The sequence below is a fragment of the Arthrobacter sp. NPDC058130 genome, from assembly GCF_042884475.1.
In the GTDB taxonomy this organism is placed as follows: domain Bacteria; phylum Actinomycetota; class Actinomycetes; order Actinomycetales; family Micrococcaceae; genus Arthrobacter.
Genome location: NZ_JBHVTV010000001.1, coordinates 84042 through 110041 on the forward strand (window position 1 = coordinate 84042; position 26000 = coordinate 110041).

Annotated in this window: 24 protein-coding genes; 4 read left to right on the forward strand and 20 right to left on the reverse strand. The window is 67.8% G+C overall.

All coding sequences use genetic code 11. From position 1 onward, the window contains the following. Nucleotides 1-5 precede the first annotated feature (5 nt). Nucleotides 6-1391: a replicative DNA helicase gene (gene dnaB, locus ACFVTM_RS00440; protein WP_390201354.1), complete on the reverse strand. Its 1386-nt coding sequence runs from the start codon at nucleotides 1389-1391 to the stop codon at nucleotides 6-8. 695 nt (nucleotides 1392-2086) lie between these two features. On the opposite strand from dnaB, the gene ACFVTM_RS00445 reads away from it, so the two are divergent. Both ACFVTM_RS00445 and ACFVTM_RS00450 read left to right on the forward strand, forming a co-directional pair. Continuing rightward, nucleotides 2087-2554 carry a hypothetical protein gene (locus ACFVTM_RS00445; protein WP_390201355.1) on the forward strand — a complete coding sequence of 156 codons (468 nt, stop codon included), beginning with the start codon at nucleotides 2087-2089 and terminating at the stop codon, nucleotides 2552-2554. A gap of 3 nt (nucleotides 2555-2557) precedes the next feature. Beyond that, nucleotides 2558-3130, forward strand: coding sequence for a hypothetical protein (locus ACFVTM_RS00450; protein ID WP_390201356.1), 573 nt, complete (start codon nucleotides 2558-2560; stop codon nucleotides 3128-3130). Nucleotides 3131-3173: 43 nt separating this feature from the next. Here ACFVTM_RS00450 and ACFVTM_RS00455 read toward each other — a convergent pair whose 3' ends face one another. Beyond that, nucleotides 3174-3800, reverse strand: a complete 627-nt coding sequence (locus tag ACFVTM_RS00455) for an FMN reductase (protein WP_390201357.1) — start codon at nucleotides 3798-3800, stop codon at nucleotides 3174-3176. Nucleotides 3801-3954: 154 nt separating this feature from the next. Between ACFVTM_RS00455 and ACFVTM_RS00460 the strand changes: the two genes are divergently transcribed. Beyond that, entirely contained in the window at nucleotides 3955-4377 is a 423-nt protein-coding gene (locus tag ACFVTM_RS00460) for a DUF1801 domain-containing protein (RefSeq protein ID WP_390201358.1), read from the forward strand. A 125-nt stretch (nucleotides 4378-4502) separates the two neighbouring features. Here the strand turns inward: ACFVTM_RS00460 and rplI are convergent, their stop codons facing one another. The 4 genes from rplI to rpsF all read right to left on the reverse strand — a co-directional run bounded on the left by rplI (nucleotide 4503) and on the right by rpsF (nucleotide 6271). Further along, entirely contained in the window at nucleotides 4503-4955 is a 453-nt protein-coding gene (gene rplI / locus ACFVTM_RS00465; protein ID WP_018775331.1) for a 50S ribosomal protein L9, read from the reverse strand. A 17-nt stretch (nucleotides 4956-4972) separates the two neighbouring features. Next, the gene (gene rpsR, locus ACFVTM_RS00470) at nucleotides 4973-5212 is read right to left on the reverse strand and encodes a 30S ribosomal protein S18 (RefSeq protein WP_003800144.1); all 240 of its coding nucleotides are present in this window, start codon (nucleotides 5210-5212) and stop codon (nucleotides 4973-4975) included. A gap of 125 nt (nucleotides 5213-5337) precedes the next feature. Continuing rightward, nucleotides 5338-5910, reverse strand: a complete 573-nt coding sequence (locus ACFVTM_RS00475; protein WP_390201359.1) for a single-stranded DNA-binding protein — start codon at nucleotides 5908-5910, stop codon at nucleotides 5338-5340. A 55-nt stretch (nucleotides 5911-5965) separates the two neighbouring features. Next, the gene (rpsF, locus tag ACFVTM_RS00480) at nucleotides 5966-6271 is read right to left on the reverse strand and encodes a 30S ribosomal protein S6 (RefSeq protein ID WP_390201360.1); all 306 of its coding nucleotides are present in this window, start codon (nucleotides 6269-6271) and stop codon (nucleotides 5966-5968) included. 275 nt (nucleotides 6272-6546) lie between these two features. Between rpsF and ACFVTM_RS00485 the strand changes: the two genes are divergently transcribed. Beyond that, nucleotides 6547-7224 (forward strand): DUF1345 domain-containing protein, encoded by a 678-nt coding sequence (locus tag ACFVTM_RS00485; RefSeq protein ID WP_390201361.1) that lies wholly within the window; start codon nucleotides 6547-6549, stop codon nucleotides 7222-7224. A 77-nt stretch (nucleotides 7225-7301) separates the two neighbouring features. Here the strand turns inward: ACFVTM_RS00485 and ACFVTM_RS00490 are convergent, their stop codons facing one another. The 14 genes from ACFVTM_RS00490 to ACFVTM_RS00555 form a co-directional block, all read right to left on the reverse strand. Next, complete coding sequence (locus tag ACFVTM_RS00490) at nucleotides 7302-8627, reverse strand: M18 family aminopeptidase (protein ID WP_390201362.1); 1326 nt, start codon at nucleotides 8625-8627, stop codon at nucleotides 7302-7304. A 99-nt stretch (nucleotides 8628-8726) separates the two neighbouring features. After that, nucleotides 8727-9644 (reverse strand): intradiol ring-cleavage dioxygenase, encoded by a 918-nt coding sequence (locus tag ACFVTM_RS00495; RefSeq protein WP_390201364.1) that lies wholly within the window; start codon nucleotides 9642-9644, stop codon nucleotides 8727-8729. A gap of 592 nt (nucleotides 9645-10236) precedes the next feature. Beyond that, the gene (locus tag ACFVTM_RS00500; protein WP_390201365.1) at nucleotides 10237-11697 is read right to left on the reverse strand and encodes an amino acid permease; all 1461 of its coding nucleotides are present in this window, start codon (nucleotides 11695-11697) and stop codon (nucleotides 10237-10239) included. A 325-nt stretch (nucleotides 11698-12022) separates the two neighbouring features. Then, nucleotides 12023-12874 carry a response regulator gene (locus ACFVTM_RS00505; RefSeq protein ID WP_390201366.1) on the reverse strand — a complete coding sequence of 284 codons (852 nt, stop codon included), beginning with the start codon at nucleotides 12872-12874 and terminating at the stop codon, nucleotides 12023-12025. After that, complete coding sequence (locus tag ACFVTM_RS00510) at nucleotides 12834-14213, reverse strand: sensor histidine kinase (protein ID WP_390201367.1); 1380 nt, start codon at nucleotides 14211-14213, stop codon at nucleotides 12834-12836. Before ACFVTM_RS00510 ends, ACFVTM_RS00505 begins: the two co-directional genes overlap by 41 nt. A gap of 35 nt (nucleotides 14214-14248) precedes the next feature. Further along, nucleotides 14249-15139 (reverse strand): ABC transporter permease, encoded by an 891-nt coding sequence (locus ACFVTM_RS00515; RefSeq protein WP_390201368.1) that lies wholly within the window; start codon nucleotides 15137-15139, stop codon nucleotides 14249-14251. Nucleotides 15140-15142: 3 nt separating this feature from the next. Then, a complete protein-coding gene (locus ACFVTM_RS00520) occupies nucleotides 15143-16084 on the reverse strand; it encodes an ABC transporter ATP-binding protein (RefSeq protein WP_390201369.1) in 942 nt (313 codons plus the stop codon). A gap of 187 nt (nucleotides 16085-16271) precedes the next feature. Further along, nucleotides 16272-17768: a bifunctional phosphatase PAP2/diacylglycerol kinase family protein gene (locus ACFVTM_RS00525; protein WP_390201370.1), complete on the reverse strand. Its 1497-nt coding sequence runs from the start codon at nucleotides 17766-17768 to the stop codon at nucleotides 16272-16274. A gap of 138 nt (nucleotides 17769-17906) precedes the next feature. After that, on the reverse strand, nucleotides 17907-19094 hold the full coding sequence (locus tag ACFVTM_RS00530; RefSeq protein WP_390201371.1) for an MFS transporter: 1188 nt from the start codon (nucleotides 19092-19094) through the stop codon (nucleotides 17907-17909). Beyond that, nucleotides 19091-19864, reverse strand: a complete 774-nt coding sequence (locus ACFVTM_RS00535) for a DeoR/GlpR family DNA-binding transcription regulator (RefSeq protein ID WP_390201372.1) — start codon at nucleotides 19862-19864, stop codon at nucleotides 19091-19093. The genes ACFVTM_RS00530 and ACFVTM_RS00535 overlap by 4 nt, the downstream gene beginning before the upstream one ends. Nucleotides 19865-20004: 140 nt before the next feature. Further along, nucleotides 20005-21687, reverse strand: coding sequence for an ABC-F family ATP-binding cassette domain-containing protein (locus ACFVTM_RS00540; protein ID WP_390201373.1), 1683 nt, complete (start codon nucleotides 21685-21687; stop codon nucleotides 20005-20007). A gap of 95 nt (nucleotides 21688-21782) precedes the next feature. After that, nucleotides 21783-23810 carry a penicillin-binding transpeptidase domain-containing protein gene (locus ACFVTM_RS00545; RefSeq protein WP_390201374.1) on the reverse strand — a complete coding sequence of 676 codons (2028 nt, stop codon included), beginning with the start codon at nucleotides 23808-23810 and terminating at the stop codon, nucleotides 21783-21785. Nucleotides 23811-23885: 75 nt separating this feature from the next. Beyond that, nucleotides 23886-24542, reverse strand: coding sequence for a response regulator (locus ACFVTM_RS00550; RefSeq protein WP_390201375.1), 657 nt, complete (start codon nucleotides 24540-24542; stop codon nucleotides 23886-23888). Next, complete coding sequence (locus tag ACFVTM_RS00555) at nucleotides 24539-25936, reverse strand: sensor histidine kinase (protein WP_390201376.1); 1398 nt, start codon at nucleotides 25934-25936, stop codon at nucleotides 24539-24541. The genes ACFVTM_RS00550 and ACFVTM_RS00555 overlap by 4 nt, the downstream gene beginning before the upstream one ends. Nucleotides 25937-26000 lie beyond the last annotated feature (64 nt).

Genomic DNA, 26000 nt, shown 5'->3' on the forward strand with positions numbered 1-26000 from the left:
GGCGGCTAGAATCCGCCGCCACCGCCGGCGTCCGCCGCCATGTTGGCGAACCGCGAGTAGTGGCCCTGGAAGGCCACAACAATGTCCTTGGTGGGGCCGTTACGGTGCTTGGCGATCAGGATGTCCGCCTCGCCGGCGCGCGGGGACTCCTTGTCGTAGACGTCTTCGCGGTGCAGCAGGATCACCATGTCGGCGTCCTGCTCGATGGAACCGGATTCTCGCAGGTCCGAGACCATGGGCCGCTTGTCCTGGCGCTGCTCGGAGCCACGGTTCAGCTGCGACAGCGCGATCACGGGCACCTGGAGCTCCTTGGCGAGCAGTTTCAGTGCGCGGGAGAACTCCGAGACTTCCTGCTGGCGGGATTCGACCTTCTTGCCCGAGCTCATGAGCTGCAGATAGTCCAGGATCACGAGCTTGAGGTCATGCTGCTGCTTCAGCCGGCGGCACTTGGCCCGGATTTCCATCAGCGACATGTTGGGGCTGTCATCGATGAACAGCGGGGCATCGTTCATGCGGCCCATGGTGGTGGCGATCTTGGACCACTGCTCATCCTTGATGGTGCCCTTGCGGAGGTCCTGGAGGCCGATGGTGGCCTCGGCGGACAGCAGGCGCATCGCGATCTCATTGCGGCCCATTTCGAGCGAAAACATGACCGTGGCGAGGTTGTTCTTGATGGCGGCCGAACGGGCGAAGTCCAGCGCGAACGTGGACTTACCGACGGCCGGTCGGGCGGCGATGACGATCATCTGGCCGGGGTGCAGGCCGTGGGTCAGCTCATCGAGCTCATAGAAGCCGGTGGGGACGCCCACCATGCCCTCCCCGCGGTGCCCCGAGGCCTCGATCTCGTCGACCGTGGACTCCATGACGTCCTTGAGGACCACATAGTCCTCGGCGGTGCGGCGTTCGGCGACGGCGTAGACCTCGGCCTGGGCCTGGTTGACCAGGTCTTCGACCTCGCCGTCCTGTCCGTAGCCGAGCTGGACAATCTTGGTGCCGGCATTGACAAGGCGGCGCAGGACCGCGCGTTCGGCCACGATTTCGGCGTAGTAGCCGGCATTGGCGGCTGTGGGGACGGTCTGGATGAGTTCGTGCAGGTACGCAGGCCCGCCGATCCTGTTGATTTCGCCGCGCTTGGTCAGCTCGTCCGAGACCGTCACTGCGTCCGCGGGCTCGCCACGGCCGTAGAGGTCGATGATGGCCTCGTAGATGGTTTCGTGGGCCGGACGGTAGAAGTCCTGGCCACGCAGGATCTCGACGACGTCGGCAATGGCGTCCTTGGAGAGCATCATGCCGCCCAGGACTGACTGCTCCGCGGGAATGTCCTGCGGGGGCTTGCGGCTGCCCTCGGCTCCCCGCGTACCCTCGACTGAGTCCAGATGCGTAACTGACAAAACTGCCGTCCTCCATTGTGAGCCGCGGCGGATATCCGTTCGCCGCGGCGCGTAAAAACTGTGCCTCGAGGCCCAGCCGCTGTAATGCCAAACTGCCGTGACGCCAAACTGCGGTGACGCCCAGCGGCAAACCCGGCGAATGCCGGCCGCTCAATTCTTATCAGTCGGCTCCGACAGTTCCCGCCGGTCCGCAGCGCTGCCGTTATCCACAGCGTCGGTGCGGGTGTAAAGCCACCGGGATCCGGGGACGGGTTCCTTGCGGGCACCACCCGGCGGCCAGGGGAATTCCGCTTCCAGGGCCCGATACCCTGCAACGTTATCCGTCGATCGGGCAGGCACCAACCCGGCCGTCCCGCTCCCCTGTGGATAACCTGTGCACTAGTGCCTGATGCTTGTGCACAGTCTGTGGGCAGGGCTGTGGATAGAAAAAAACTTGAGTCCGCAATCCACTCTTGACCTGCGGAAACATTGGATTCATGTTGTGGACACAAAAGATTTTCCGCCAAGCTTCATCCACAACCTGCACCTTGCGGCTGGGGATTCAGTGCCGCGCCGGAGGCCACATTTGCCATCCAATGCACGAATTTTGTGGCCGGATTCACGCCGGGGCGCCGAACTGACGCCGAACGCGGGGGCACTGTACGTGAGGTGCGGAATATGCTGTGGATAACCGCAATCTGGCATAAGCTCTAAGCATGGGCGATGTACTGGTAGTCATGTTGCCTGCCATCATTCTTGCGGCGGTGCTCTGGGCGATGACCACGGCCCTGAAACCACGGAATTTCGGCATCTCCGACGCCGAGCGATACCAGCGGGAACTGGCCGTAAAGTCCCAGGCGCACTACGCCGCGCAGGTCCAGGCAGCGGTTGCGGCCCGCGCCAAGATCGAAGCGACCACCCGCCCCAGCCAGAACTCCGCGCAGCAGTCGCAACAGGCCGACCACGCCCGCTCCGCCCTGCTGGCCCACAGCGCCGCGACCTTTGCGGGGAACCGCCCCGGGCACCAGGACGACCTGCTCGCCTTCGGACAGCTCAGTCCCCAACTCTTCCTGCAGCTTCAGTCGATGGCCCGCAGCGGCCACAAGATCAAGGCCACCCGGTTGCTGCAGCAGGTGACCGACTCGGACCACAAGTCCGCCAAGAATTACATAGATCGGCTCTAGCACATGGACTCCCTGCTCATTCCCGTACTGATCCTGGTGCTTGTGGCCGCCGGTGTGCTGATGGTGGTCCGGGCCTGGAGCCGCCGCGGCAAACGCCCCAGGCCGTCGTCCGCGCCGCAGCCGGCCCCCGATTCCGCGGAGCTGGCCCGCACGGCGGCGGCCAGGCTCACCCAGGAGCAGCACCGGCGACTTTACGCACTGATCGCGCAGGGGCAGGCCATGGCGGCCATCAAGGTGTACCTCGAGGCCACCGGGGAGGGCCTCCGGGCGTCCCGCGACGCCGTCGCGGCCCTGGCGGCGCACCCCCAGCCGTTCCGGGCCCCTGAGGCCGCGCCGGAAGCCGTTCCGGACGAGGAGGACGTGCCGCAGCGGTTCCCGTACCGCTACCGCGCGATCGCCAGCAAGGGAGATGTCACGCGAGAGGTGAGCAGCAACATGCTCAATGATGAGATCTACGGGAGGATCCGCACCCTCGCCAGGAGCGGCGACACCGAGGCCGCAGCGACGGCATTGACCCGCCACTCGGATATTTCCATGAAGCAGGCCCGGGAATTCATCGCGTTGCTCGGCGACTGAACACAGAAAACGCGGGCCGGCCGTGGGTTCCGCGGGCGGGGTGCTACCGTGGGCCCGAGATGCCGGCGAGCAGCTGCTCAAACGGCAGGGATTCCAGCGCGGCCGGCTTCTGCTGCGGCCCTGAGTCCTGCAGCAGGCGGACGAACTCCCCTGCCGCCCGGTCCACCCGCGCCGAGAGCGGCGAGCCGCCGTCGTCGTTGTTTCCCCAGTCCTGCGGCCCGGCGAAGACCGCGGTGGCCGCGGTCCGGGTGCGCAGGTAGGTGAAGAGCGGCCGCATCGCAAAGTCCAGCACCATCTGGTGCCGGTCCGTGCCGGCGGTGGCCCCCAGCAGGACGGCCTTGCCCTCCAGCGACTTGGGATCGAGCACGTCGATGAAGGATTTGAAAAGCCCGCTGTAGGAGGCGCTGAACACGGGGCTGACGGCGATGATGCCGTCGGAGGCGTCAACGCCGGCGATCACTTCGGCCAGCCGCGGGGCCGCATAGCCGGTCACGAAGTTGTTGGCGATGTCCACGGCAAGGTCCCGGAGTTCCACCACCTCGACGTCCACGGCGTAGCCGGCCGCGGCAAGCTGCCGCTCTGCGGCCCCCGCCAGCTGGTCGGCCAGCAGGCGGCTCGACGACGGGACGCCGAGTCCGGCGGAAATAACGGTGATACGGCGGGTTTCCACGGAGTGCTCCTAAGTTGAATCCAGTCAGCAAAAACAATACATGCGTTTGCATCTACCTCTTCAAGAAGCGGTGGCGTGGATTTATTCCCGACCCTCCGTTGCTCCACCGGCCGCGCCGCCTGACAGGAAGTCCGCGCTCTGCCAGACTGCCCTCATGGCTGATAACAAAACCCAGGCAACCGGCGCGTCGGTCGAGGAGTTCCTGGCCGCCGTCGAGCCCCCGGTCCGGCGCGGCGACGGGCTGCGGCTGCTCGCGCTGATGTCCGAAATCACGGGGGAACCGGCGGAAATGTGGGGTCCGAGCATTGTGGGCTTCGGCCGATACCACTACAAGTACGCGAGCGGCAGGGAGGGAGATGCCCCTGCGGTCGGATTCTCGCCCAGGAAATCCAGCCTGTCGCTCTACGGGCTCACGTACGGCCCTGAGGCCGCCGATCTGCTTGGCACGCTCGGCAAGCACAAGCTGGGGGCCGGCTGCCTGTACGTCAACAAACTCGACGACGTCGACGAGGCCGTGCTGGCGGAGCTGATCCGGCTCGGCTACCGGCACGTCACCACGGTGCTGCACCACGGCTAGCCACAAGTCCCAAGGTTGGAGTTAACGGCGGAAGGCCCCCGCATCCGGTCCCTCAGAGGGGTCCGGAGGCGGGGGCCTTCCAGCAGTTCAGGACTGCCAGGCCGGTGAGGCCGGGTGTCGAAAGACTACTTGCCTGCGACGACGTCGAGTTCGATCACAGCGGAAACGTCGTCGTGCAGACGGACGTTTGCCTGGTAGGAACCGGTCGACTTGATGTGAGCCGGCAGTTCAACCTTGCGCTTGTCGATGCGGCCCAGGCCTGCGGCCTCAACAGCGTCGGCCACGTCGCCCTGCTTGACGGTGCCGAACAGGCGTCCGGTTGCGCCAGCCTTGACGACCAGCTTGACCGGCTTGGCGGAGAGTGCAGCAGCCTGCTTCTGAGCGTCTTCCAGGGAAGCGTGCTCGCGGGCAACGCGGGCAGCCTTGATGGACTCAACCTGCTTCTCGCCACCCTTGGACCAGGTCAGGGCGAAGTTGCGGGGCAGCAGGTAGTTACGTGCGTAACCGTCCTTGACCTCGACAACATCGCCAGCAGCACCGAGACCGGTTACTTCGTGGGTCAGAATGAGCTTTGCCATTTTAGTTAATCCCTTCCTTAGCCGCGGCCAGCGCCGGAGTAAGGCAGCAGAGCAACTTCGCGGGCGTTCTTGATTGCCTGGGCGATTTTGCGCTGTTCCTGCACCGTGACGCCAGTGACGCGACGGGCGCGGATCTTTCCGCGGTCGGAGATGAACTTGCGCAGCAATGCTACGTCCTTGTAGTCGATGACAGTGATGTCAGCGGCCTTCAAGGGGTTGGACTTTGGTTTGGGCTTACGGAGTTCAGCCTTAGCCATCGTGGAGCTCCTATTCGATGGAGCCCGTGGATATTGATCCACGGGATGGTGGTGATCCGGCGCTGTCTGCCCCCGGGCGCCTTGCGGCATCCTGGCGGTTTTCGTTGCCGGACCTTAGATGTTGTTTAGAAGGGAGGTTCGGAATCCGGGCCATTGCCCCAGCCGCCGCCGGCATTGCTGACCCCGGGCGTGGCCCACGGGTCTTCCTGCGCGGCGGGCTGGTTGCCGCCCCATTGTCCGCCGGTGTTGCCGCCCTGGTTTGCACCCTGGCCGCCACCGAAGCCACCGCTGTTGCCGCCGCCGAAGCCACCCTGTCCACCCTGACCGCCGGAGCGCTGGGTGCGGTTGACCTTGGCATTGGCATACCGCAGGCTCGGGCCGATCTCGTCGACCTCGAGCTCGATAACGGTGCGCTTCTCGCCTTCTTTTGTTTCGTAGGAACGGCTCTTCAGCCGGCCGGAAACGATCACCCGCATGCCCTTGGTCAGGGATTCAGCGACGTTTTCGGCTGCTTCGCGCCAGACCGACGCGCGGAGGAACAGGGTTTCCCCGTCCTTCCACTCATTGGACTGCCGGTCGAAGGTGCGGGGAGTAGAAGCGATGGTGAAATTCGCTACGGCCGAACCGGACGGTGTGAACCTGAGTTCGGGGTCATTGGTGAGGTTACCGACAACCGTGATAGTGGTTTCGCCTGCCATCTACTGCCTCCTTGTGCGTTCCTGCGGGGATGAAGATTGAAAATTTGCCGCTGAATTACTCAGCAACAACTTTCTGCTCTTCGGGGCGGGTGATCTTGGTGCGCATGATGGTCTCGTTGAGACCCAGCTGGCGGTCAAGTTCCTTGGCGGTAGCCGGCTCAGCGGTGAAGTTCACCACGGCGTAGATACCTTCGGACTTCTTCTGGATTTCGTAAGCCAGGCGACGACGGCCCCAGATGTCAACCTTTTCGATGGTTCCACCATCGTTGGTGATGACGTTCAGGAACTTCTGAAGCGACGGCTCAACGGCACGCTCTTCGACCTCGGGGTCGATGATTACCATCAATTCGTAAGGACGCATATGTGAACCCACCTCCTTTGGGCTAAGCGGTTACGGCATTTCCGTAACAGGAGGTTCATTTGCGGTGCCATGCAATGCCCGGCCACCGGATCGGCGGCAGGGCGCAGCACAGACTTCAATATCCTAGTGCATCAGGGCTGGTTTCGACGATTCCTGATGGGCCCACGCTAGCCCCAGGCGGGCCGGCGGCAGAACCTGGCGGGACGCCCATGTGGAAAACCGCCGCGCGGCCGGTGGACGGGTAGCGGACATACGGTCTGTGCCATGATCTGAACGTGGACACCGACACCCCCGCCCTGCCGCCACCGGTCCGCCGCAGCCGGCTCCGCTTCGCCGTCATGGTGCTGGTCGGGCTGTTCGCCGCCGCGGCAACCGGCATGTCCGGGCACTGGGTGGAGGCCCCGGCCGTCGGCTGGGGTTGCGCCGCGGCCTGCTACATCGTCTGGGTCTGGCTGGTTGTGGGCAGCCTGGACCCTGCCGAAACGCAGGCCCACGCCACGGCGGAGGACCCCTCCCGCAGTGTCACCGACCTGCTGATTCTGGCCACGAATGCGGCGAGCCTCGTTGCCGTGGTCGCCGTCGTCATCGATTCGCACAGCAGCGACAACGCCGCCCGCCTCGGCGGCGGGGTGCTGGCGCTGGCCTCGGTGGGCCTGTCCTGGCTGCTGGTCCAGACCCTATTCACGCTGCGGTATGCCGAGCTCTACTACAGCACCGAGGCCCGTGCGGGAGCGGCGGTTGGCGGAATCAACTTCAACCAGTCCGGCCCTCCGCAGTACACGGATTTCGCCTATCTGGCCACGAGCCTCGGCATGACGTACCAGGTCTCGGACACCGCACTGGAAAACCATGTGGTGCGTGCCGAGGCGCTAAAGCACAGCCTGCTCTCGTACATCTTCGGCACCATCATCCTGGCCGCCACGCTCAACCTCGTGGTCGGGCTGACGGTCTAGGGCTGGTCGGGGCACCCAGGGCTTCCGGACTGTTTAGGGCCCCCGGGGCTCCCTGGGTCCCGGGGGCGCCGTCGGCGTCAGGCCGCTGTCCGGAAGAACGTCCGGGTGACGGTGGCCAGGCGGTGCGGGTCCTGGACGCCGCAGAGCTCGCGTGCCGAGTGCATCGAGAGCAGGGGCACGCCGACATCGACCGTCCGGATTCCCAGCCGGGTAGCGGTCAGCGGCCCGATTGTCGAGCCGCACGGCATCACGTTGTTGGAGACGAATTCCTGGTACGGAATACCGGCGTCGGTGCATAGCCGCGCCCAGAGGGCCGCCCCGGGGGCGTCGGTTGCGTAGCGCTGGTTGGCGTTGATCTTCAGCAGCGGCCCGCCATTGAGGACCGGCCGGTTGGCGGGATCATGCCGCTCCGGATAGTTCGGGTGCACGGCATGGCCCGCGTCCGCCGAGACGCAGAACGACGCCGCGAAGGCCTGCCGACGCTGGCTGGCTGAAGCGCCGAGCCCGTCGGAGATCCGCACAAGGACGTCTTCGAGGATGGGCCCGCACGCACCGGATCGGGACGCCGAGCCGATTTCCTCGTGGTCGAACGCGGCCAGCACGGCGATCGGCGCACCGTCCGGCAGCGGCGTACCGGCGTGGGCGATCAGCGCTGTGAGCCCGGCATGCGTCGCGGAGAGGTTGTCCAGCCGGCCGGAGGCGAAGAATTCGCCGCGCGCGCCGAACACGGCCGGGGCCTGGGTGTCCGCAATGACGACGTCGTACCCGCCGATCTGCGCCGGATCAACGCTGGCGCCGGCTACCCGGTCCGCGAGGAGCCCGAGCAGGTCCTCGCCGGCAGGATCGCCCAGGCCATAGACCGGATTCATGTGCTGCTGCTTGTCCAGGGCCAGGCCGTCGTTCACGGCCCGGTCCAGGTGGATGGCGAGCTGCGGGAAGCGCAGCAGCGGGCCCGTGGCCGTCAGGTGCTGCGTGCCGTCGCGCATGACCAGGCGGCCGGCGAGCTGGAGTTCGCGGTCCAGCCAGGAGTTCAGGAGCGGTCCGCCATAGACCTCGACGCCGGCTTGCAGCCAGCCGAACTTGCCCGTGGTGGGCTTCGGCTTGAGTTTGAAGGACGGCGAATCGGTGTGGGCGCCAAGGATGTTGAAGCCCGTGGCCGGCCCGGCGCCGGGCGGCACCACCCAGGCGATCAGGGCGCCGTCGCGGATCACATAGAACTTGCCGGCCGTCGCGGCCGTGGCGGCCCCGGGTTCCGGCCACGACTGCAGTTCGTCCAGCCCCGTGAAGTCCGCTGCATCCAGCCGGCGCGCGGCCTCGTGGACGGTGTGGAAGCTCGACGGCGACGCGCTGACGTACGCGCCGAGGTCCTGGATGTGCTCTGCGGCGGTGCTCGGTGTTGGCATGGCTCCGAGTCTAGCCCGGCGCGCCAGCGGCCCCGGGCGCGCCGGGACTGCGCCGCGGTTCCTCAGGCGCGCCACGGTGCCGATGCTGCGCCGCTGTGCCTAGACAGTGACGTTGAGCCCCGCGGCGTACCCCGCGGCTATCGAGCCGCTCATGGTGGCCAGCTGGTAGATGCCGCCGTCGTCGCCGAAGACGTTGTCGGATTTCAGCGTGGTGCGGGGGAAGTTCTGGGCGCTGGTTTCGTAGCCGGCCGACGCGTAGACCTCTTTGCAGGCCGTCTCGGTCAGCGCGATCTGGGACACGGCCAGGACCTGGCCGGCCGCCGTCGCATTGCTCATGGACTCGAAGACTTCAAAGTGGATGTGCGGCCAGCGACCGCTGTAGGCGCCGGGGTAGATGGTCTTGAACGTGACCTGCCCGTTGGCGTCGGCCTCCTGGACGCCGCGGAGGTAGTTCTCGTTCTGGAGCCCGGAATCGTACATCGAGTATTTGCCGTCGCGGTCGCAGTGCCAGGCGTAGACGGCGGCCCCGGCCAGCGGGGTGCAGCCGTTGGCGTTGTCGAGCAGGGTCAACGTGACGGTCAGCGGCACGCCCTCGGCCGTGCTGCTGGCAGTGCCGAAACTGGAGGTGATGTCCTGGCGGACCACGCCGGAGGTCTCAAGGACGTTGGGGCCGTTGGAACCGTCACCGGGGTAGGGGCCGGCAGTTTCCTGCGGGATTTCTGCGCCGCACTCGGCGATGGCGCGGGTCAGCGTCGGAGTGGCCGAGGACGAAGCCGACGGCGTTGCTGCCGCTGCGGCCGACGTCGCCGGCGCGGTTGCCGCCGGAGTCGGGGAGGACGAGGCCGACGTCGAACCGCCGCTTGTGCCGGCCGGGCTGCAGGCTGCCAGGGCGGCTGCGGTTCCCGCACCGAGGAACATGCCCAGCGAGCGGCGGCTCATGAGCGTGGAGAGATCGAACTCCAGGCCGCGGTCGTGGTTGGGGTGCGGCTCGTGCGGGGGCTGGGGCGTTGTTGTCATGACCCCATGGAACCCGGCGGCACTATGGGCTGGCTAGCCCCTTCCTGTGAAGCGGCTGTGGCTTGGCTGGACATGCCCCTTCGAGAAAGCAGCGACTGGACATGCCCCTTCGAGAAAGCAGCGACTGGACATGCCCCACGGCGCCCCGCGGACATGCCCACGCCTCGGGCCCAAGACCGGACATGTCCCCCGTTCCTCACGGACATGCGCTCCCGACGTGCCAGGGAATGGACATGATGGCATTATGTCCACTCTCGGCAGCCGGGAGAGGGCATGTCCGGATTTCATTGCGCGGAAAATTGATCTCCGGCTGGGGCAAAGACCGGACATGTCCCGCGTCGGTACTGAATTGTTCCCCTGGAGTCGGACCTGAATTTCTCCGACCAACTTCCGGGACCAGTGCATACCGCTGGACATGTGCTCCCCTCCGCCCCGAGAAGGGACATGTTCCGTGGTGTGCACGGACATGCCCTCCCCTGGTGCCGAAGCATGGACATAGTGCCACTATGTCCACTGGTGGGCGCCCGGCGAGGGCATGTCCGGGGGTGCGGTGGTGCGGGGGTGCTGTGGTGCGGGGATCTGATGGTGGGGCTTAGGACCCCGGGCGGGCGCCCACCGCGGCGTCCTCGGCGTCAACCACGGGAGCCTCGGCGGCGCCAGCGCCGGCGATATCGGCGTCACCGGCTGCGGGGACGGTGGCCTGGGCGCCGTTCCTGCGGTAGCGGACGACTCCGATTCCCACCACGACGGCGGCGAGAGCGAGCGAGAGCAGCAGCGATTCCCGCGTGGATTCCAGGAGCACCATGCCGATCAGGAGGGCGACGATGCTGACGATGGACACCCAGGTCAGGTAGGGGAAGAGCCACATTTTCAGCTGGAGGTCCTTGGCGGCGGCGCCCATGCGGCGGCGCAGGATCAGCTGGGAGGAGGCGATCACGAGCCACACGAACAGCGCGATGGCACCGGAGGTGTTGACCAGGAACAGGAAGACCGTGTCCGGAGCGATGTAGTTCAGGCCCACGGTGATGAAGCCGACCACCGTGGAGGCCAGCACTGCGGCAGCAGGCACGCCGCGCTTGGAAATCCGCGTCCATGACTTGGGGGCGTCGCCACGGCGGGAGAGTGAGAACAGCATGCGGCTGGCGGTGTAGAGGCCCGAGTTCAGGCAGGAGAGCACCGAGGTCAGGACCACAACATCCATGATGGTTCCGGCGCCGGGGATGCCGAACAGCTCGATGACAGCAACGTAAGGGCTCTTGGCGACGGACGCGGAGTTCCACGGCAGCAGGGTGACCACAATGGCGATGGAGCCGATGTAGAAGACGAGGATGCGCCAGACGGTGGACTTCACGGCCTTCTTGACGGCGTCGACAGGGTTCTCGGACTCGCCGGCGGCGATGGTGGCGATTTCCGCCCCGAAGAAGGAGAACACGACCACGAGGATGCCGGCCAGGACGGCACCCGGGCCGTTGGGCATGAACCCGCCGTTGCCGATCAGGTTGTCCAGTCCGGGGGCGGGGACTCCGGGGATCAAGCCGAGGATCGCGGCGACACCGAAGAGCAGGAACAGCACGATTGCCGCGACCTTGATGGAAGCGAACCAGAACTCGAACTCGCCGTAGGATTTCACGGACCCGAGGTTGGTCAGTGTCAGCAGCACCATCAGGGCAAGGGCCCACACCCACTGGTCGATGCCCGGGACCCAGCGGTGCATGATGGCCGCGCCGGCCGTGGCCTCGATGCCGAGGACGATGATCCAGAACCAGGCGTAGAGCCAGCCGATGCTAAAGCCTGCCCAGCGGCCCAGTGCCTTGTCAGCGTACGTGGAAAACGAGCCGGTTTCCGGGTTGGCCGCAGCCATTTCGCCCAGCATGCGCATGACGAGAATGACGACGAGTCCCGCCGCGGCGTAGGCAACCAGGATGCCCGGGCCGGCCTGCTGGATCGCCGCACCGGAGCCGACAAACAGTCCGGCGCCGATCACGCCGGCGATGGCAATCATGGACAGATGCCTGGGTTTCAGGGATTTTGAGAGCTGTTGGTCAGCGGGCATGGAAGCGCCGTCCTTCGTGGGGGGTTTAGGCCCGCTCTTTGCCGGCAGGGAAGCGAATCCATGCTGTGCGGCGGACCACAGTGTCGTTTCACACTAGACCGCCCGGCGCACGCTCCGTCTTGTGCACTCCCACAATTCACCCTCAAACAGACCGGGCCATCTCCCAAGAGGAAGGCCTCAAATGCAACTAAAGTTGCCTAATAGGCAATTCGGCAATGTGCCTGAAACCACTGCTTCAGAGACTACCCGCCGGTAGCCCCCCGGTAGCCTCCCGCTCTGGCAGTCGGAATGCTTCCGCCGCGAGGCTTCCGTCAGGTGGCCTCCGTCAGTAGTCCGCGTTGCTCGGCACCACGAGGCCGGACTCGTACGCGTAGACGACGGCCTGGACGCGGTCCCGGAGATGCAGCTTGGTCAGGATCCGGCGCACGTGCGTCTTGACTGTGGCCTCGGACAGGAAGTATCTGTGCGCGATTTCGGCGTTGGAGAGCCCCTCCGCCATCGCTCCGAGCATCTCATTTTCGCGGGGCGTCAGGTCCTCCAACAAGGGATCCCTCGCGGGGCGGGCCGGGCTGCCGGCCGCACAGTCGTCCGAGCCGGCCGGCTGGCCGCCGTCGTCCGCGCCATTAGGCGGACCTCCAGTGTGCTGGCCGCCGGCGCCGCCGGCAGGACCGTCGCCCCCTGCAGGACCACTACCGCCGGCAGGACCGGCACCCCCGTCGGGATGGGTGCCCACGGCTCCGGCACCCCGGACGTAGGTCTCCAGCAGCCGCTGCGTAACGCGCGGCGCCACAACGGCGTCGCCGCTGGCCACGACCCGCACCGCGCTGATCAGTTCCGCCGGCGCCACGTCCTTGAGCAGGAAGGCCGAGGCCCCGGCCCGCAGTCCGGCAAAGGCGTATTCATCGAGGTCAAAGGTGGTCAGGATGATGATCTTGGCGTCGGAACCCGAGTCCGCGATGGCCCGGGTGGCCTCGATCCCGTCCAGGACGGGCATCCGCACGTCCATCAGGACGACGTCGGGCGCGAGCTCCCGGGCGTGCCGGACCGCTTCGGCGCCATTGGACGCCTCGCCCACGATGCACAAATCATCCTCACCCTCCAGGATGAGGCGGAAGCCCATCCGGAGCAGCGGCTGGTCATCCACCAGCAGAACGCGTACCGGTCCTTTGTCGACCATTGTCCCCCCTTGTTTCCGTTGCATTGTCCCCGTTGCAGTTCAGTTCCGCATGCACCCGCCAGCCGCGGTCACCGGTGCGCCCGGCGTGCACTGTGCCTGCGTAGATCCTGGCCCGCTCCCGCATCCCGTCGATTCCGTGCCCGGTGCCGAGGGAATCCGGGGAATCGGTCGTGCCCTGCGGACCGGGCCCGTGACCGCCGAAGTCAACGGTGCCCCTGCCGTCGTCGACCACTTCGATGATCACGCGGGAACCATCGCGGACAATGCTGACGTCCACGCGGCTGAGCGCACGGCCATAGCGCAGCACGTTGGTCAGCGACTCCTGCACGATCCTGTATACGGTCAGCTGGAACGCCGCATCGCCGGGCAGGGACGGGCCGGTGTGCGTGTAATGCAGCGGCAGCCCTGCTGTGCGGAAGCCCTCGAGCAGCTTGGCGAGGTCGCCTCCGGCCACCAGCGGCTCGCGCGGGGCGTTGCCCGCGGCGGAATCGTCGCGCAGCACGCCGAGGACGCGCCGCATGTCGGCCAGCGCGGTGCGTCCTGTCCGGGAGAGTTCCTCGAGGACGCCGGCGGCGCGCGCCGGATCCTTCTTGATGACGACGGCGGCGCCGTCGGACAGGCTGATCATGACCGTCAGGGAGTGCGCCACGACGTCGTGCATTTCGCGCGCGATCCGGTTCCGTTCCGTGACCGAACCCAGCTGCTGGGCCCGGGCGGCCCAGGCGGCAATCTCGTGCTCGTGCTCACGGCGCTGCCGGACCGAAATCCCGATCCCCGTGGCAATAAAGTTGGAGAGCGCGATGCCGAGGCCGGCGGCGATGCTCGTGATCAGCTGGAAATTCTCGGGCGTGCGGACCGCCATGTCCGGGAGCCGCCCGTCCAGCGGACCCACGGCCAGCACGAAGTACAGGAGCACCAGCGGGGCGGTGGTCAGGGCAAGGGCCGTCAGGGCGAACCGCCGCGAGCGGACCACGGCGACCGCGTACAGCGAAAACCAGAGCCCGGCGGAAACATTGGATCCCCAGGGGTGCAGGAACGTGACGGCCAGCTCCAATACCCCCACGGCCACCGCCACCTGCACGGGGTAGGCCCGCCGGAAGAGCAGGACGGGCGCGGCCGCGGCCAGAAGGACGGCAACCGGCCAATCGCCGTGGATGACGGATTCGACCGCGGTGGGCGTGACCAGGACCAGGTAGCAGAGCACCACCAGAACGTCCATGACCCGCGGGTTGGCCAGCAGGTAGCGCCGGAGCCGCCCGCGGCGGCGGGCGGTGAGTTCGGCGAGGGAGGCGTCAGCCGAACCGGCTGACGCCTCCCTTACAGGCACTGCATCGATCATGCTCCGAGCCTAGGCGCTGGGCGCGTGCCGCCGGCCTAGACGTCCCGCTTCTTGAGCAGGAAACCGGCGAGGAGCAGCGGGATGACCACCCAGGCGCCCAGCACCAGGCCGGCCTGCCAGGCTTCCAGGGTGTCCGGGAGATGGTCGACGGCGGTCAGCGGATCCACGGTGTTGCCGGGCAGGTACTTGCGGGCCTCCACGAAAAAGTCGCTCGGAATGAGCTGGAAGGCGATGGGCGCCACGAAGAACAGGCCGACCAGGCTCATGATGCCGCCCGCGGAGTTGCGGACCAGTGTGCCCAGCGCCATGCCGATCGCCGCGACCGCTGCCACGTAGAGGCTGTTGACGACGAGCAGCTTGACCGACTGCGCGCTGCCCAGGTCCAGGCCGAGGCCGTAGTTGTCCAGGATCGGCACGGACACGAATCCGGCGGCCAGGGTGGACGCGGCGGTGATGACGAACGAGGTCACTACCACCACTACGAGCTTGGCCGCGAACGCCGGAAGGCGTTTGGGCACTGCCGCGAACGTGGACCGGGCCATGCCCGTGGTGAACTCCGAGCTCATCAGCAGCACGCCGAGGGAGCCCAGGATCAGCTGGGCGAACACGATGCCGGACGTGGGTACGCTGACGGCGAGGTCACCGCCCTGCGCCGCGATCCTGGCGCCCGCCTCCGGGTCCCGGGCCGCGGCCTCGGAAAACTGTCCGGTCCCCCAGGCGGAGAGCGCCCCGAAACCGACCATGACCACCACCGTGGAGCCGAGCAGGATCAGGGTGGAAAGCAGGGTGCGGTACTTGATGAATTCGGAGTTGAGGACGCGCAGGAAGCCGGGTCCGGGGCCGGAACTGGTGCTGTTCCCGGACCGCTGCGTGAACGTTTGGGCGCCGCGCGGCGAGGGCGTGGATTCAACGGTTGTGGAGCTCATGGCTTAGTTGCCTCCGGCTTCGACGGGAACGGCGCCCGTGGTGATCAGCGAGTGGTATTCGACCTCATCCTTGGTCAGTTCCATGTAGGCCTCCTCGAGGCTGGCCTGCAGCGGGGTGAGTTCGTAGATCATGACGTGGTTCTCCAGCGCAGCGGTGGCGATCTGCCGCGGATCCAGCCCCGTGACTTCGAGGAGTTCCCGCTCCTGGACCTCCACCGAGACGCCGGCGCCGGCCAGCAGCTGCATGAGCCGGTCCGGCTGGTCGGTGCGGACCCGCGCGCGGCTCTGGCCCTTCCCGGCGATGATTTCCTGGATCGGGGCGTCCGCGATGATCTTGCCGCGGCCGATCACGATCAGGTGGTCCGCCGTGACGGCCATTTCGCTCATGAGGTGGCTTGAGAGGAAGACCGTGCGCCCCTCAGAGGCCAGGTACTTCGCCAGATTGCGGACCCACACCACGCCCTCGGGGTCAAGACCGTTGACGGGCTCGTCCAGGATGACGGTCTGCGGGTCGCCCAGGAGGGCGGCAGCGATTCCCAGGCGCTGGCCCATGCCCAGCGAGAAGCCCCGGACCTTCTTCCGGGCCACCTCGGCCAGCCCCGTCATCTCAATGACGTCGTGGACCCGTTTCTTGGGGATGCTGTGCGTCGCGGCCATGGCGAGCAGGTGGTTGTAGGCGGAGCGGCTTGTGTGCACGGCCTTTGCGTCGAGCAGCGCCCCGACGTCGCGCAGCGGCGCTGTGTGGCCGGTCAGCGGCGACCCGTTGACGGTCACCGAGCCCGACGTCGGCCGGTCCAGCCCCATGATCATGCGCATGGTGGTGGATTTTCCGGCCCCGTTCGGCCCCAGGAAGCCGGTGACCCGGCCGGCTTCGACGGTGAAGTTGACACCGGCGACGGCGGTCTTGTCGCCGTATACCTTGGTCAGGCCTCGTGCTTCGATCATGGAAGCGTTTCCTTTGCGTAGCGGGAGATTGTCCGGGGCACCGCGATCACGGGCCCGTCTGCACCCCACGCTACCGACACCGCCAGGGGTTTTCGCCGGTCTCAGGGATGATTCAGGGGTCATTCAGGGTAGTCCGGGAGGATGACGCCCCGGTTCCGCCCTCGCCTCCCGCCGCGTCTGCCCCGGCTCAGCCGAGCGGCGAGTAGTAGGTCAGCGCGCCGCCGCGGACCGTGAACTCGACGCTCCGCACCCCGGGCATGACCTCCCCGTCAACGGCGAGGACCATGGGACCGTTCCCCGGCTCCACGGTGATCCGGTCCGTCTCGCTGAGATGGGTGATCCCGGACGTGGCCACGGTGCCGGTGAGCACGGCCCAGAGCAGACGCAGGCGGGCGAACGGCTCATCGGCGGTGATCATCCGCAGGTCCAGGACTCCGTCCGAGAGCACGGGCCGCACCAGCGGCGCGTGGTCGCGGGGATAGTAGCGGCCGCGGCCGATATAGAGAATCCACAGCCGGTGCCGGACGCCGTTGACGACCAGGCTGGTGGGGGTGCCGGCCGCGAAGGTCCGGAACATCGCCACGATACCGGCCAGGGGCTTTCCGAGTGCCGGCTGGAGCTGTTCGCGCCGGCGGACCAGGTTCGGGTAGAGGCCGATGCTGGCCGTGTTGAGCATGGTCAGTTCGACGTGCTCCGGACTGGCGGGGAGCCCGCGTTCGGCCTTCACGTGGCCGACGTCGGCCACTGCCGCCTCGCCGCGCGAGGCTGCCCGCACCGCCGCCGCCAAGGTAGGCGTCCCGGCGTCGCGGGCGAAGTGGTTGAGCGTCCCGCCGGGCAGCACCAGCAGGGGAAGGGAATGTTCGACGGCGGCGGCCGCCGCGGCTCCCACAGTGCCGTCGCCGCCCCAAACGCCCAGGGCCGCAATGCCCGGCCGGGCCGCGATCCGCGCGATTCCGGCCTCGACGGTCTCCTCCTGCCCGATTTCCGTTATATACGCTTTGGGGAATGTTTTCTGCAGGGCGTCGACGGTCTCGTCCGCGTAGGACCCGCCGAGGGTGTTCACCGCGATGCAGAGTCCCTGGCCGTCCGGGAGTTCCGCGGCCCGGACGGCGCTGCGGCGGGTTTCCGGGAACGGCGGCCGGACAGGCCACCACTTCCGCGTCACCAGGGCCGCCCCGGCGCCGATCGCCGAGCCGAAGAACACATCCGAGGGCCAGTGGGCCCCGGTGTGGACCCGGGAGTAGGCCACCCCGGCTGCGACAGGGGCCAGCGCCGCCCCCAGCGCCGGGCGGACCATGCCAACTCCCAGCGCGAAGGCAACCGCCGAGGCGGAATGCCCCGAGGGCATGGACGAACTGGTCGGCTGGGGGTTGACGAAGCGGAACACCGGAAGATGCTCGGGCAGGGGTCGCCTCCGGGGCAGGAGGGTCTTGAACACCAGGTTTGTCACTGCCGATGCCGCGCCCTGCGCCAGCAGCCCGTGCAGGGCTGCCCGCCGCGTCTTCCCGGGCACCAGCGCCATCACTCCGGCAACGCCGAACCAGAGTTTGCCCTTGTTGGCTGCCGCGGACAGGCGGCGGAAGAACTCATCGTGACCGCCACTTGGGAGATTGGAGACGGCGCGCACCAGTTTCCGGTCGAGTGTCGACAGGCGGCCTGGAGCCTTCCTCAGCATCGTTCGCATCTGACCACCATACTGCCGGACACGGCCTGCCGGAGGCGGGGGACACTGCGGAAACAGAGGCGAGGATGACAGCGGAAACTCGGCGGGGGACACAGGAGGAGCGCAGCGAGGACGAGCGGGCCTCGCCGGGGCTCTTACTTACCTCGAGGGCAGAGGCTTCGCGGCCCCGGCGAGCAGCAGGGCCACGAGGATCGGAATTCCGATCGCCAGCAAGGCGGTCCGGATGCCGGTGAGATCGCCGAGGTAACCCAACAGGGGCGGCCCGGCGAGGAATGCGATGTAGCCCAGGGTGGACACGACGGAAACCCGGGCGGCCGCCTTCCTGGGGTCATCCGCCGCCGCGGACATTCCGATCGGAAAGGCCAGGGCGGCGCCCACGCCCCAGAGCACTGCACCAGCCGCTGCCAGCCAGATGGTTCCCGCGAACACGAAGAGGCAGAGTCCCGCGGTCGCCGCGGCCATGCTGGCGCGGAGCACAGCCACGCGGCCGTAGACGTCGATCGCGCGGCCGCCGAAGAAGCGCATGGCGGTCATGGCCAGCACAAAGGCGGCGAACAGCAGCGCCCCCGTGGAATGTTCGGCGCCCAGGCCGTCAACCGCGGCTTTGGCAATCCAGTCGTTGCCCGCGCCCTCAGTCAGGGTGGCGCCGAGAACGACGACGCCGATCAGCAGCGTGCGGCCGTCCCGCCAGGCCGAACCGCCCTTGCCGGGCTCCGGGTCCCCTGCCGCGGGAGCGTCGGCTGGCACATGGGGCAGGAAGTACCGCGGGGCCACCGTGGTCAGGACGGCAACGACGGCGGCAATGACCAACAGGTGCGCCGGGAGCCCGACGCCCAGGGTGGACAGGCCGGCGCCGATCAGGGCGCCCACGAATGCGCCGCCGCTGAAGGCCGCGTGGAACTGCGGCATGATGGTGCGCCCGAGCTGGTGTTCGACGTCGGCACCTTCAATGTTCTGGGAAACATCCCAAAGCCCGACGCCGATTCCGAAGAAGAACAGGGCAATCGCCGTCCCCGGGACGGAGGCCGCCATCAGGGACAGGGCCACGGCGACGCCGGCCGCCGCAGCCACAAGCCCGGCGCTCCGCACGGTGTTCGCGGTGCCGATCCGGCCGACGACGAATCCGGCCGTGGGCAGGGCGATCAGCGATCCGACCGCCAGGCACAGCAGCAGCGTTCCCATCTGCCCGGCGGTGATCTGCAGGATCTCCGTCACCGCGGGGATCCGGGCGGCCCAGCTGGCGAAGACTAAGCCGTTGATGCCGAAGACAAGGAAGGTGGCCCCGGCGGCAGCCTTCAGTTGCGGGACGGTTGCGGTACTGGTCATACGATCACTGCTTCCACCGAGTGTTGTGCGAGTTGGTCACGTTCTTCAGGACTGAGCTGGCGGTCGGTCACGATTGTGTCCACGGCGTCCAGGGGCGCAACGAGGGCGACGGCGCTGGCGTTCCATTTGGATCCTGCGCAGGCGACGATCACCCTGGCCGCGGATTCCAGACCGGCGCGCTTCACTGCGGCGTCGTCGAGGTCGTGGGCCAGCAGCCCGTCCTTGAGGTTCAGAGCGCAGGGCGTGATGACGGCGGCATCGAAGCGCAGGGATCGGATGTTGGATTCCGTCATCGGTCCGCGGAAGGACAGCTCACCGGGGATGAGGCTGCCGCCGGGCATCAGGATGTCGGGACGCCGGCCTGCTGCCGCATCGTCAGGGGACAGTGCGGTGACGGCCCGCAGCGACATCGGCATGATCGTCATCTCGCGCTGGCGCAACTGCCGGGCGATTTCCGTGGCCGTGGTGCCGCTGTCCAGCCAGAGGTGCCCGCGGTCCGGGAGGAGGGCCGCCACACCGGCGGCGATCCGCGCTTTGGCGGCGTGGTCCTCCAGCTCGCGCTGCCCGTACGCCGGGTTCTCGCCGCCGAAAACCAGGCTCTTGGCTCCGCCGTGGACCCTCCGCAGCACGCCGTGCAGGGCCAGGACGTCCAGGTCGCGCCTGATTGTGGCGCCGGAGGCGCCACAGGCGGCCATCAGCTCGTCCACCGTGACCTCTTCACGGCTGCGAAGCAGTCCGCCGATCAGGCGGTGCCGCTCATCAGTGTTCATGCTCAAATGCTAACGCTTTTTGATCATTTAATCATTTGTTGCGCGGGGGCAACAGCAACGCGGGGTCACTTAGCGCCCATGAAACCCACCGGAAGGGGCCGGATCTGACCCCGCGTTGCTGTGTGGATGACGTCGTGGCTCTAGCGGGCGCGCTCGACGCGCTTTTCGTCCCAGACGGGTTCTGCGGATTCATAGACCCTGCCGTCGGAGCCGAAGACAAGGAAGCGGTCGAAGGTGCGGGCAAACCAGCGGTCGTGCGTGACCGCCAGGACGGTGCCCTCGAAGTGGTCGATCGCCCGTTCCAGCGCCTCGGCCGAGTGCAGGTCCAGGTTGTCCGTGGGCTCATCCAGCAGCAGCAGCGTGGCGCCGGAGAGCTGCAACAGAAGGATCTGGAACCGGGCCTGCTGGCCGCCCGAAAGGGATTCGTACTTCTGCTCCGATTGCGCCGCCAGTCCGTAGCCGTCCAGCGCGCCGGCGGCGGCTTCGCGGCCCAGCCCGGAGCGGTGCTCGTCGCCGCGGTGCAGGATTTCGAGCAGGGTCTTGCCCAGCAGGTCGGGGCGGACGTGGGTCTGGGCGAAGAAGCCGGGCCGGATCCGGGCGCCGAGTTTCACGGTGCCCTCGTGCGGGACTTCGGCGATCTCGACGTCGGACACCGGCAGGTGCTCCCGCTCCGGATCGGTGCCGCCGGTGGCAAGCAGGCGCAGGAAGTGGCTCTTGCCGGAGCCGTTGGATCCCAGCACGCCGACGCGGTCGCCGAACCAGACCTCGGTGGAGAACGGCTTCATCAGGCCCGTCAGTTCCAGCCTCTCCGCCACGATGGCGCGTTTGGCGGTGCGGCCGCCCTTGAGCCGCATCTGCACGTTCTGCTCGATGGGTAGGGCCTCGGGCGGCCCGGCCTCCAAGAACTTCGCCAGCCGGGTCTGCGCGGCGTGGTACCGGTTGGCCATGTCGGAGCGGAACGCTGCCTTGTTCTTGTACATGTTGACTAGTTCCTTGAGCTTCACGTGCTCCTCGTCCCAGCGTTTGCGCAGCTCCTCGAAGCGCGCGTTCCGGTCCGCGCGGGCGTCCACGTAGGAACCGAAGCCGCCGCCGTGGATCCAGGCGCCGGCACCGTTGATGCCCGGCTCCAGGGTGACGATGCGGCCGGCGGCGTTGTTGAGCAGCTCGCGGTCGTGGCTGATGAAGAACACGGTCTTCTTCGACTCGTTCAGCTTGGCCTCGAGCCAGCGCTTGCCCGGCACGTCGAGGTAGTTGTCCGGTTCGTCGAGGAGCAGCAGCTCGTCGGGGCCGGCGAAGAGGGCTTCGAGGACCAGCCGCTTCTGCTCGCCGCCGGAGAGGCTCGACGCCGGGCGGTGCTGCGCCCGGTCGAACGGCAGGCCGAGGGCGGCCATGCAGACCTCGTCCCAGACGGTCTCGACGTCGTACCCGCCGGCGTCGCCCCAGTCCACGATCGCCTGGGCGTAGGCCATCTGGGTGGGCTCGTCGTCGTGCTCCAGCATGGCGAGTTCCGCCTCGTCGACGGCACGCGCGGCGGCGGCCAGCGCCGGGGGAGCCGCGGAAACGAGCAGGTCCCGGACCGTGGAGTCGTCCCGGACCTGGCCCACGAACTGGCGCATGATCCCCATGTTGCCGGAGCGGCCGATCACGCCTTCGTCCGGGACCAGGTCACCGGAAATGATCCGGAACAGTGTGGTCTTGCCGGTTCCGTTGGGCCCGATCAGCGCCGTCTTGGTGCCGTCAGGGACCTTGAAGGTCACGCCGTTGAGCAGCTGGGTGCCGTCGGAGAGGAAGTAATCGATGTTGGAAACGTCAATATGAGCCACGCGTTCAATCTTCCCACGGTCTTTCCGCAGACTCCCCGTGGCCTCCCCACACGCACTTCCCGCCGGCCGGCGGCACAGGTTCCTTCCGGTGGGGCTCACCCGGCCTGGGTGAGGAACTCCTTGAGCAGCGGGCCGGAAGTGGTGGCCCCAAGGCCGCCGTCCTCTACGAAGACCGCGACGGCCAGGTCACCGTGCACGGCCACGATCCAGGCGTGGGTCTTGGGCGGGCTGTCGTTGCCGAACTCGGCCGTTCCGGTCTTCGCGCCCACGGGCTCGCCCGGGACGGACGCCAGGAACCCGGCGTGCCCGCTGGTCACGACGGCACGCATCATGTCAGCCAGCGAGGCGGCCTCCGCTGCCGTTACCGGCGTTTCGGCGGCCGTGGCGGGTGCGGCAGCCGGCGTCGTCGCGTCACCGGACGGCGGGGCTGCCGGTGACGTGCCGTTCGTTTCGGTGCCGGCGGTGGCGGTGCCTGTGGCCGTGCTCCCGGCGTCGGGGGACGTGACGCCCTCGTTCGGATTCAGCACCAGCTGGGCTGCCACCGGGGCTCCCTTGGCCACGGAGCCGGCCATGATGGCGGCGGCCAGCGGGGACAGGAGCACCTTGCCCTGGCCGATCATGGAGGCTGCGTGTTCGGTGCCTTCGGCGTTGCCGGGGACGGAGCCGAGGAACGCGGCGGCACCGAGCGCTGGCGCTTCGACGGCCACGCCGAGGGAGGTCGCGGCTGATTCAAGCTGGGACTGGCTGACGGTGTCCCGGGCGTTGATGAAGGCAGTGTTGCAGGAGTGCGCAAAGGCGTCGCGCAGCGTCACGGAGCCCAGGGACGACGCCGGATATCCCTCGGCATTCTTGAACGTGCGGCCGTCCACGGTGAGGGTGGCCGGGCAGTCCACCTTGGAGTCGGGGGTCATGCCGTTGCGGAACATGGCCAGGGAATCGACCATCTTGAAGATCGATCCGGGGGCGTACTGGCCGAGCATCGCGGTGTCATAGCCGTTGCTGCCCGGTCCGGAGGCGGCGGCCAGGACGGCGCCGCTGGAGGGCCGGAGCGCCACGATGGCCGACGCCGGGCCGACCTTGCCGAGGACGTCCTCCGCGAGTTGCTGCAGCTTCGGGTCCAGGGTGGTCTTCAGCGGGGTTCCGACCTTTAGCTCCGTCTGGAACAGCACGCGGCGTCCCTCGTTGGGCAAAGCCTGCTTTTCTTCGGTTGTGAGGCCTGCCTTCTCGGCGAAGACCTGCATGCCGTCGCTGCCGCGAAGCTGGGCGTCGTATTGCTGCTGGAGCCCGCCGGTGCCCGTGGTGTCGCCGGGTTTGAGGGCCCCGTTCGATTTTTCGATCTGCTCGGCATTCGCCTCGGCTGCGGTCCCGAGCAGGGCGCGGGCGAAGGTGCGGGTGGGTGCCAGCGGGAGGAAATCCCGAATGGCCCGGGCGCCGGAGATCTCGCCGATCTGGCCGTCGGTGATGGTCCGTCCCTCCTCGCGGAGGGTGATGGCGGCAACGAACGCCTCGGGGCCGGACGCCTGGACCTGTTGAGCGTAGGCCGCGGGGTCGACGCCGACCAGTTGGGCAAGCTTGGTGGCGGAGTCAGCAGGGTCCGCGCCGCCGAGTGCCGGTTTGTCGATGCCGACGTTGACCACCTGCCGGTACGTGACCAGGGGGACGCCGCCGGCGCCCAGGATGTCAGCCCGCTGTGGGGTATGGGTGCTCGAGTAGACAATTTCGCCTTCGGCCAGCTCGGGGACCAGGGTGGCCGGGTTCCAGACCGTCAGCCATTGGTCGCCGGACTTCTTGAACTGAGCGAAGGTGGTGTACTTCCACTCGCCGGTGCCGATCTTCCAGCTGTAGTTGAGCGGGACCGTGGCCGTGGAGGATTCCAGCGTCAGCTGCCCGCTGTCGACTGCCGGCTTGACCGGGTCCATTCCCTTGAAGATTTCCTTCAGCTGGTCGTTGGCGGCACCAGACTCCTTGCCCTCAAAGGCGACGGATCCGACGTCGAGCGCGGACACCGCGGAGGCAAGCTGCTTGGCGGCGCTTTCCGCGCCGGCGCGTCCGTCGTCGCAGGCAACCAGCGAGCCGCCAAGGACAAGACCCACCAGGGCCAGTGCAAGTTTTGATTTCCCCATGGCCATATTATGCCCCGGACCACTGACTATCCCGTTGTCACATAACAGCCACCTGACGCAGTCACAGAGCGCAGGTCAGGGCCGCCGGATGATTCTGCGCTGCGCGGCCACGGCGATTGCAGCGGTGCGGTTGTCCACGCCCAGCTTGGCGAAGATGTGCACCAAGTGCGTTTTGACCGTTGCCTCGGAGATGAACAGCTGCTTCGCGATCGCCCGGTTTCCCATACCGGTGGCCAGCAGTTCCAGCAGCTGGATTTCGCGGGCGGACAGGGCAGGCTCGGGGTTCCGGATCCGGCCCATCAGCCGGGCCGCGACCTCCGGTGCCAGCGCCGTTCGGCCGGCCGCGGCGGAGAGCACCGCCTGGCGGATCTGGTCGGGCGGGGCGTCCTTGAGCATGTAGCCGCTGGCGCCGGCCTCGACGGCGGCGAGGATATCGGCGTCGGAGTCGTAGGTGGTCAGGATCAGCACCGGCGGCGCAGGCTGGCCGGCCTCTCCCGCTTTGATCCGCCCGGTGGCGGTGACGCCGTCCATGCCGGCGCCCATCTGCAGATCCATGAGCACCACGTCCGCGGGTTCGCCCAGGGTATGGAGCTTGGCCAGTCCGGCCAGTGCGGCGGCGCCGTCGCCGGCCTCGGCCACCACGGTGATGCCCTGCAGATCGCCCAACATGGCCCGCAACCCGGCGCGGACCACCGGGTGATCGTCCACCAGGAATACCCGGATGTTGTTCATGCCAGTTCCTTGCCGGCTTGGGCCAGCGCGGCGGAGGAACCCGGTTGTTTGCCCAGCGGCAGCCGGATGGCCACCACGGTGCCATCGCCCGGGACAGATTCGATGTCCAGCTGGCCGTTGAGGGCGGCCACGCGTTCGCGCAGCAACGTCAGGCCGTAGCCGGAGCCGTCAGGGCGGGCGGCCACGGCTGCCGGATCGAACCCGCCGCCGTCGTCGTAGATGTCCATGGCCACTTCCGGGCCCAGGAAGGACAGGGTGACGACGGCGGCGCTTGCCTCTGCATGAATCCGGACGTTCGCCAGGCTCGCCTGGGCGGCCCGGAGCAGGGTGCTCTGGTGGACCGCAGGCAGCTCCGCCGGCGGGCCTTCGACGTCGAGCCGGCAGCGCAGCCCGGCGCCGCGCGCGCCGGCTTCCGCTTCGGTTTGTTCGCACAGCCGGTGGAGGCTGGCCACGAGGGAACCGTCCTCGAGGTCGGGGGATTGGAGGGCGCGAACGAAGTTGCGGGCCTCTGCAAGATTGGCGGCCGCCGTGTCCTGGACAATGCGGAGCCTTTCCCGTGCCACGGCGGAGTTGCCGTCGTCCAGGGCCTTCTCGGCCGCGCGGCCCATCAGCACAATGCTGGACAGGCCCTGGGCGAGGGTGTCGTGGATTTCGCGCGCCAGCCGGGTGCGTTCGGCCAGGGTGCCTGCGTTGTGCTGGGTCCGGGCGAGTTCGGCACGGGTCCGGCGGAGCTCAACGGCTGCCAGCCGCTGGTTTTCCGCCTCCAGGAACAGCGCCCGGTAGGCGAGCCCCGTGACAACGGCGAAAGCCGCGCCGAAGACAGGGCCCAGCACCGCGGGCAGCTCCAGCGCCACGCCGGTCAATCCCGCGCCGGCCATACTGCCGCCGTGGAACCAGAGGGCCGCGATGACCAGCAGTGTGCTCAGTGCGATCGCCGGCAGCGCCAGACGCCGCCGCAGCACGTGGAGCTGCAGGAAGAACAGCGGGAAGGCCAGCCAGACGAAGTCTGCGCTGGCCCAAACCAGCAGCAGCCAGAGGAGGCTGACGCCGCCCAGCCACCAGCTGGCGTAGGGCCGCGGATCGAAGCGGGTCCGGTCCGACGCGTGCCGCTTCTCCAGGACAGTGCCAATGAGGTAGACGGCGGCCAGGAGCGGTGCCAGCAACAGGGCGGCCCAGCCAGGGCCGTTGACGCCGCCGGTGAGGAACCGGACGAGCGCCACGAGAAGCAGCACCGCGAAGCCGACATGAAGGCTCACGCGGAGGACGCGCAGAATGACGGCCGCCCCGGTGGGCTCCGTGCCCGTTTGCGGCGTGCGTCGGCGGACCGTACCTCGGTGGACCGTGCCGCCGTGAACTGTTCCGTCGATGACCAAGTTCCCGGCGTCGCCCTCCATGCTTCCAGCCTAGCGCCGGGCAGGACACCGTTTGCGCGGAAATCGGTCCGTTGCACGTGGAATC

Excerpts from the sequence above, each read along its gene's own strand:
- ACFVTM_RS00445 (WP_390201355.1), top strand. The coding sequence starts at position 2,087 with ATGGGCGATGTACTGGTAGTCATGTTGCCTGCCATCATTCTTGCGGCG.
- ACFVTM_RS00450 (WP_390201356.1), top strand. The coding sequence starts at position 2,558 with ATGGACTCCCTGCTCATTCCCGTACTGATCCTGGTGCTTGTGGCCGCC.
- ACFVTM_RS00460 (WP_390201358.1), top strand. The coding sequence starts at position 3,955 with ATGGCTGATAACAAAACCCAGGCAACCGGCGCGTCGGTCGAGGAGTTC.
- rplI (WP_018775331.1), bottom strand. The coding sequence starts at position 4,955 with ATGGCAAAGCTCATTCTGACCCACGAAGTAACCGGTCTCGGTGCTGCT.
- rpsR (WP_003800144.1), bottom strand. The coding sequence starts at position 5,212 with ATGGCTAAGGCTGAACTCCGTAAGCCCAAACCAAAGTCCAACCCCTTG.
- ACFVTM_RS00475 (WP_390201359.1), bottom strand. The coding sequence starts at position 5,910 with ATGGCAGGCGAAACCACTATCACGGTTGTCGGTAACCTCACCAATGAC.
- rpsF (WP_390201360.1), bottom strand. The coding sequence starts at position 6,271 with ATGCGTCCTTACGAATTGATGGTAATCATCGACCCCGAGGTCGAAGAG.
- ACFVTM_RS00490 (WP_390201362.1), bottom strand. The coding sequence starts at position 8,627 with ATGCCAACACCGAGCACCGCCGCAGAGCACATCCAGGACCTCGGCGCG.
- ACFVTM_RS00495 (WP_390201364.1), bottom strand. The coding sequence starts at position 9,644 with ATGACAACAACGCCCCAGCCCCCGCACGAGCCGCACCCCAACCACGAC.
- ACFVTM_RS00500 (WP_390201365.1), bottom strand. The coding sequence starts at position 11,697 with ATGCCCGCTGACCAACAGCTCTCAAAATCCCTGAAACCCAGGCATCTG.
- ACFVTM_RS00505 (WP_390201366.1), bottom strand. The coding sequence starts at position 12,874 with ATGGTCGACAAAGGACCGGTACGCGTTCTGCTGGTGGATGACCAGCCG.
- ACFVTM_RS00510 (WP_390201367.1), bottom strand. The coding sequence starts at position 14,213 with ATGATCGATGCAGTGCCTGTAAGGGAGGCGTCAGCCGGTTCGGCTGAC.
- ACFVTM_RS00515 (WP_390201368.1), bottom strand. The coding sequence starts at position 15,139 with ATGAGCTCCACAACCGTTGAATCCACGCCCTCGCCGCGCGGCGCCCAA.
- ACFVTM_RS00520 (WP_390201369.1), bottom strand. The coding sequence starts at position 16,084 with ATGATCGAAGCACGAGGCCTGACCAAGGTATACGGCGACAAGACCGCC.
- ACFVTM_RS00525 (WP_390201370.1), bottom strand. The coding sequence starts at position 17,768 with ATGCGAACGATGCTGAGGAAGGCTCCAGGCCGCCTGTCGACACTCGAC.
- ACFVTM_RS00530 (WP_390201371.1), bottom strand. The coding sequence starts at position 19,094 with ATGACCAGTACCGCAACCGTCCCGCAACTGAAGGCTGCCGCCGGGGCC.
- ACFVTM_RS00535 (WP_390201372.1), bottom strand. The coding sequence starts at position 19,864 with ATGAACACTGATGAGCGGCACCGCCTGATCGGCGGACTGCTTCGCAGC.
- ACFVTM_RS00545 (WP_390201374.1), bottom strand. The coding sequence starts at position 23,810 with ATGGGGAAATCAAAACTTGCACTGGCCCTGGTGGGTCTTGTCCTTGGC.
- ACFVTM_RS00550 (WP_390201375.1), bottom strand. The coding sequence starts at position 24,542 with ATGAACAACATCCGGGTATTCCTGGTGGACGATCACCCGGTGGTCCGC.
- ACFVTM_RS00555 (WP_390201376.1), bottom strand. The coding sequence starts at position 25,936 with ATGGAGGGCGACGCCGGGAACTTGGTCATCGACGGAACAGTTCACGGC.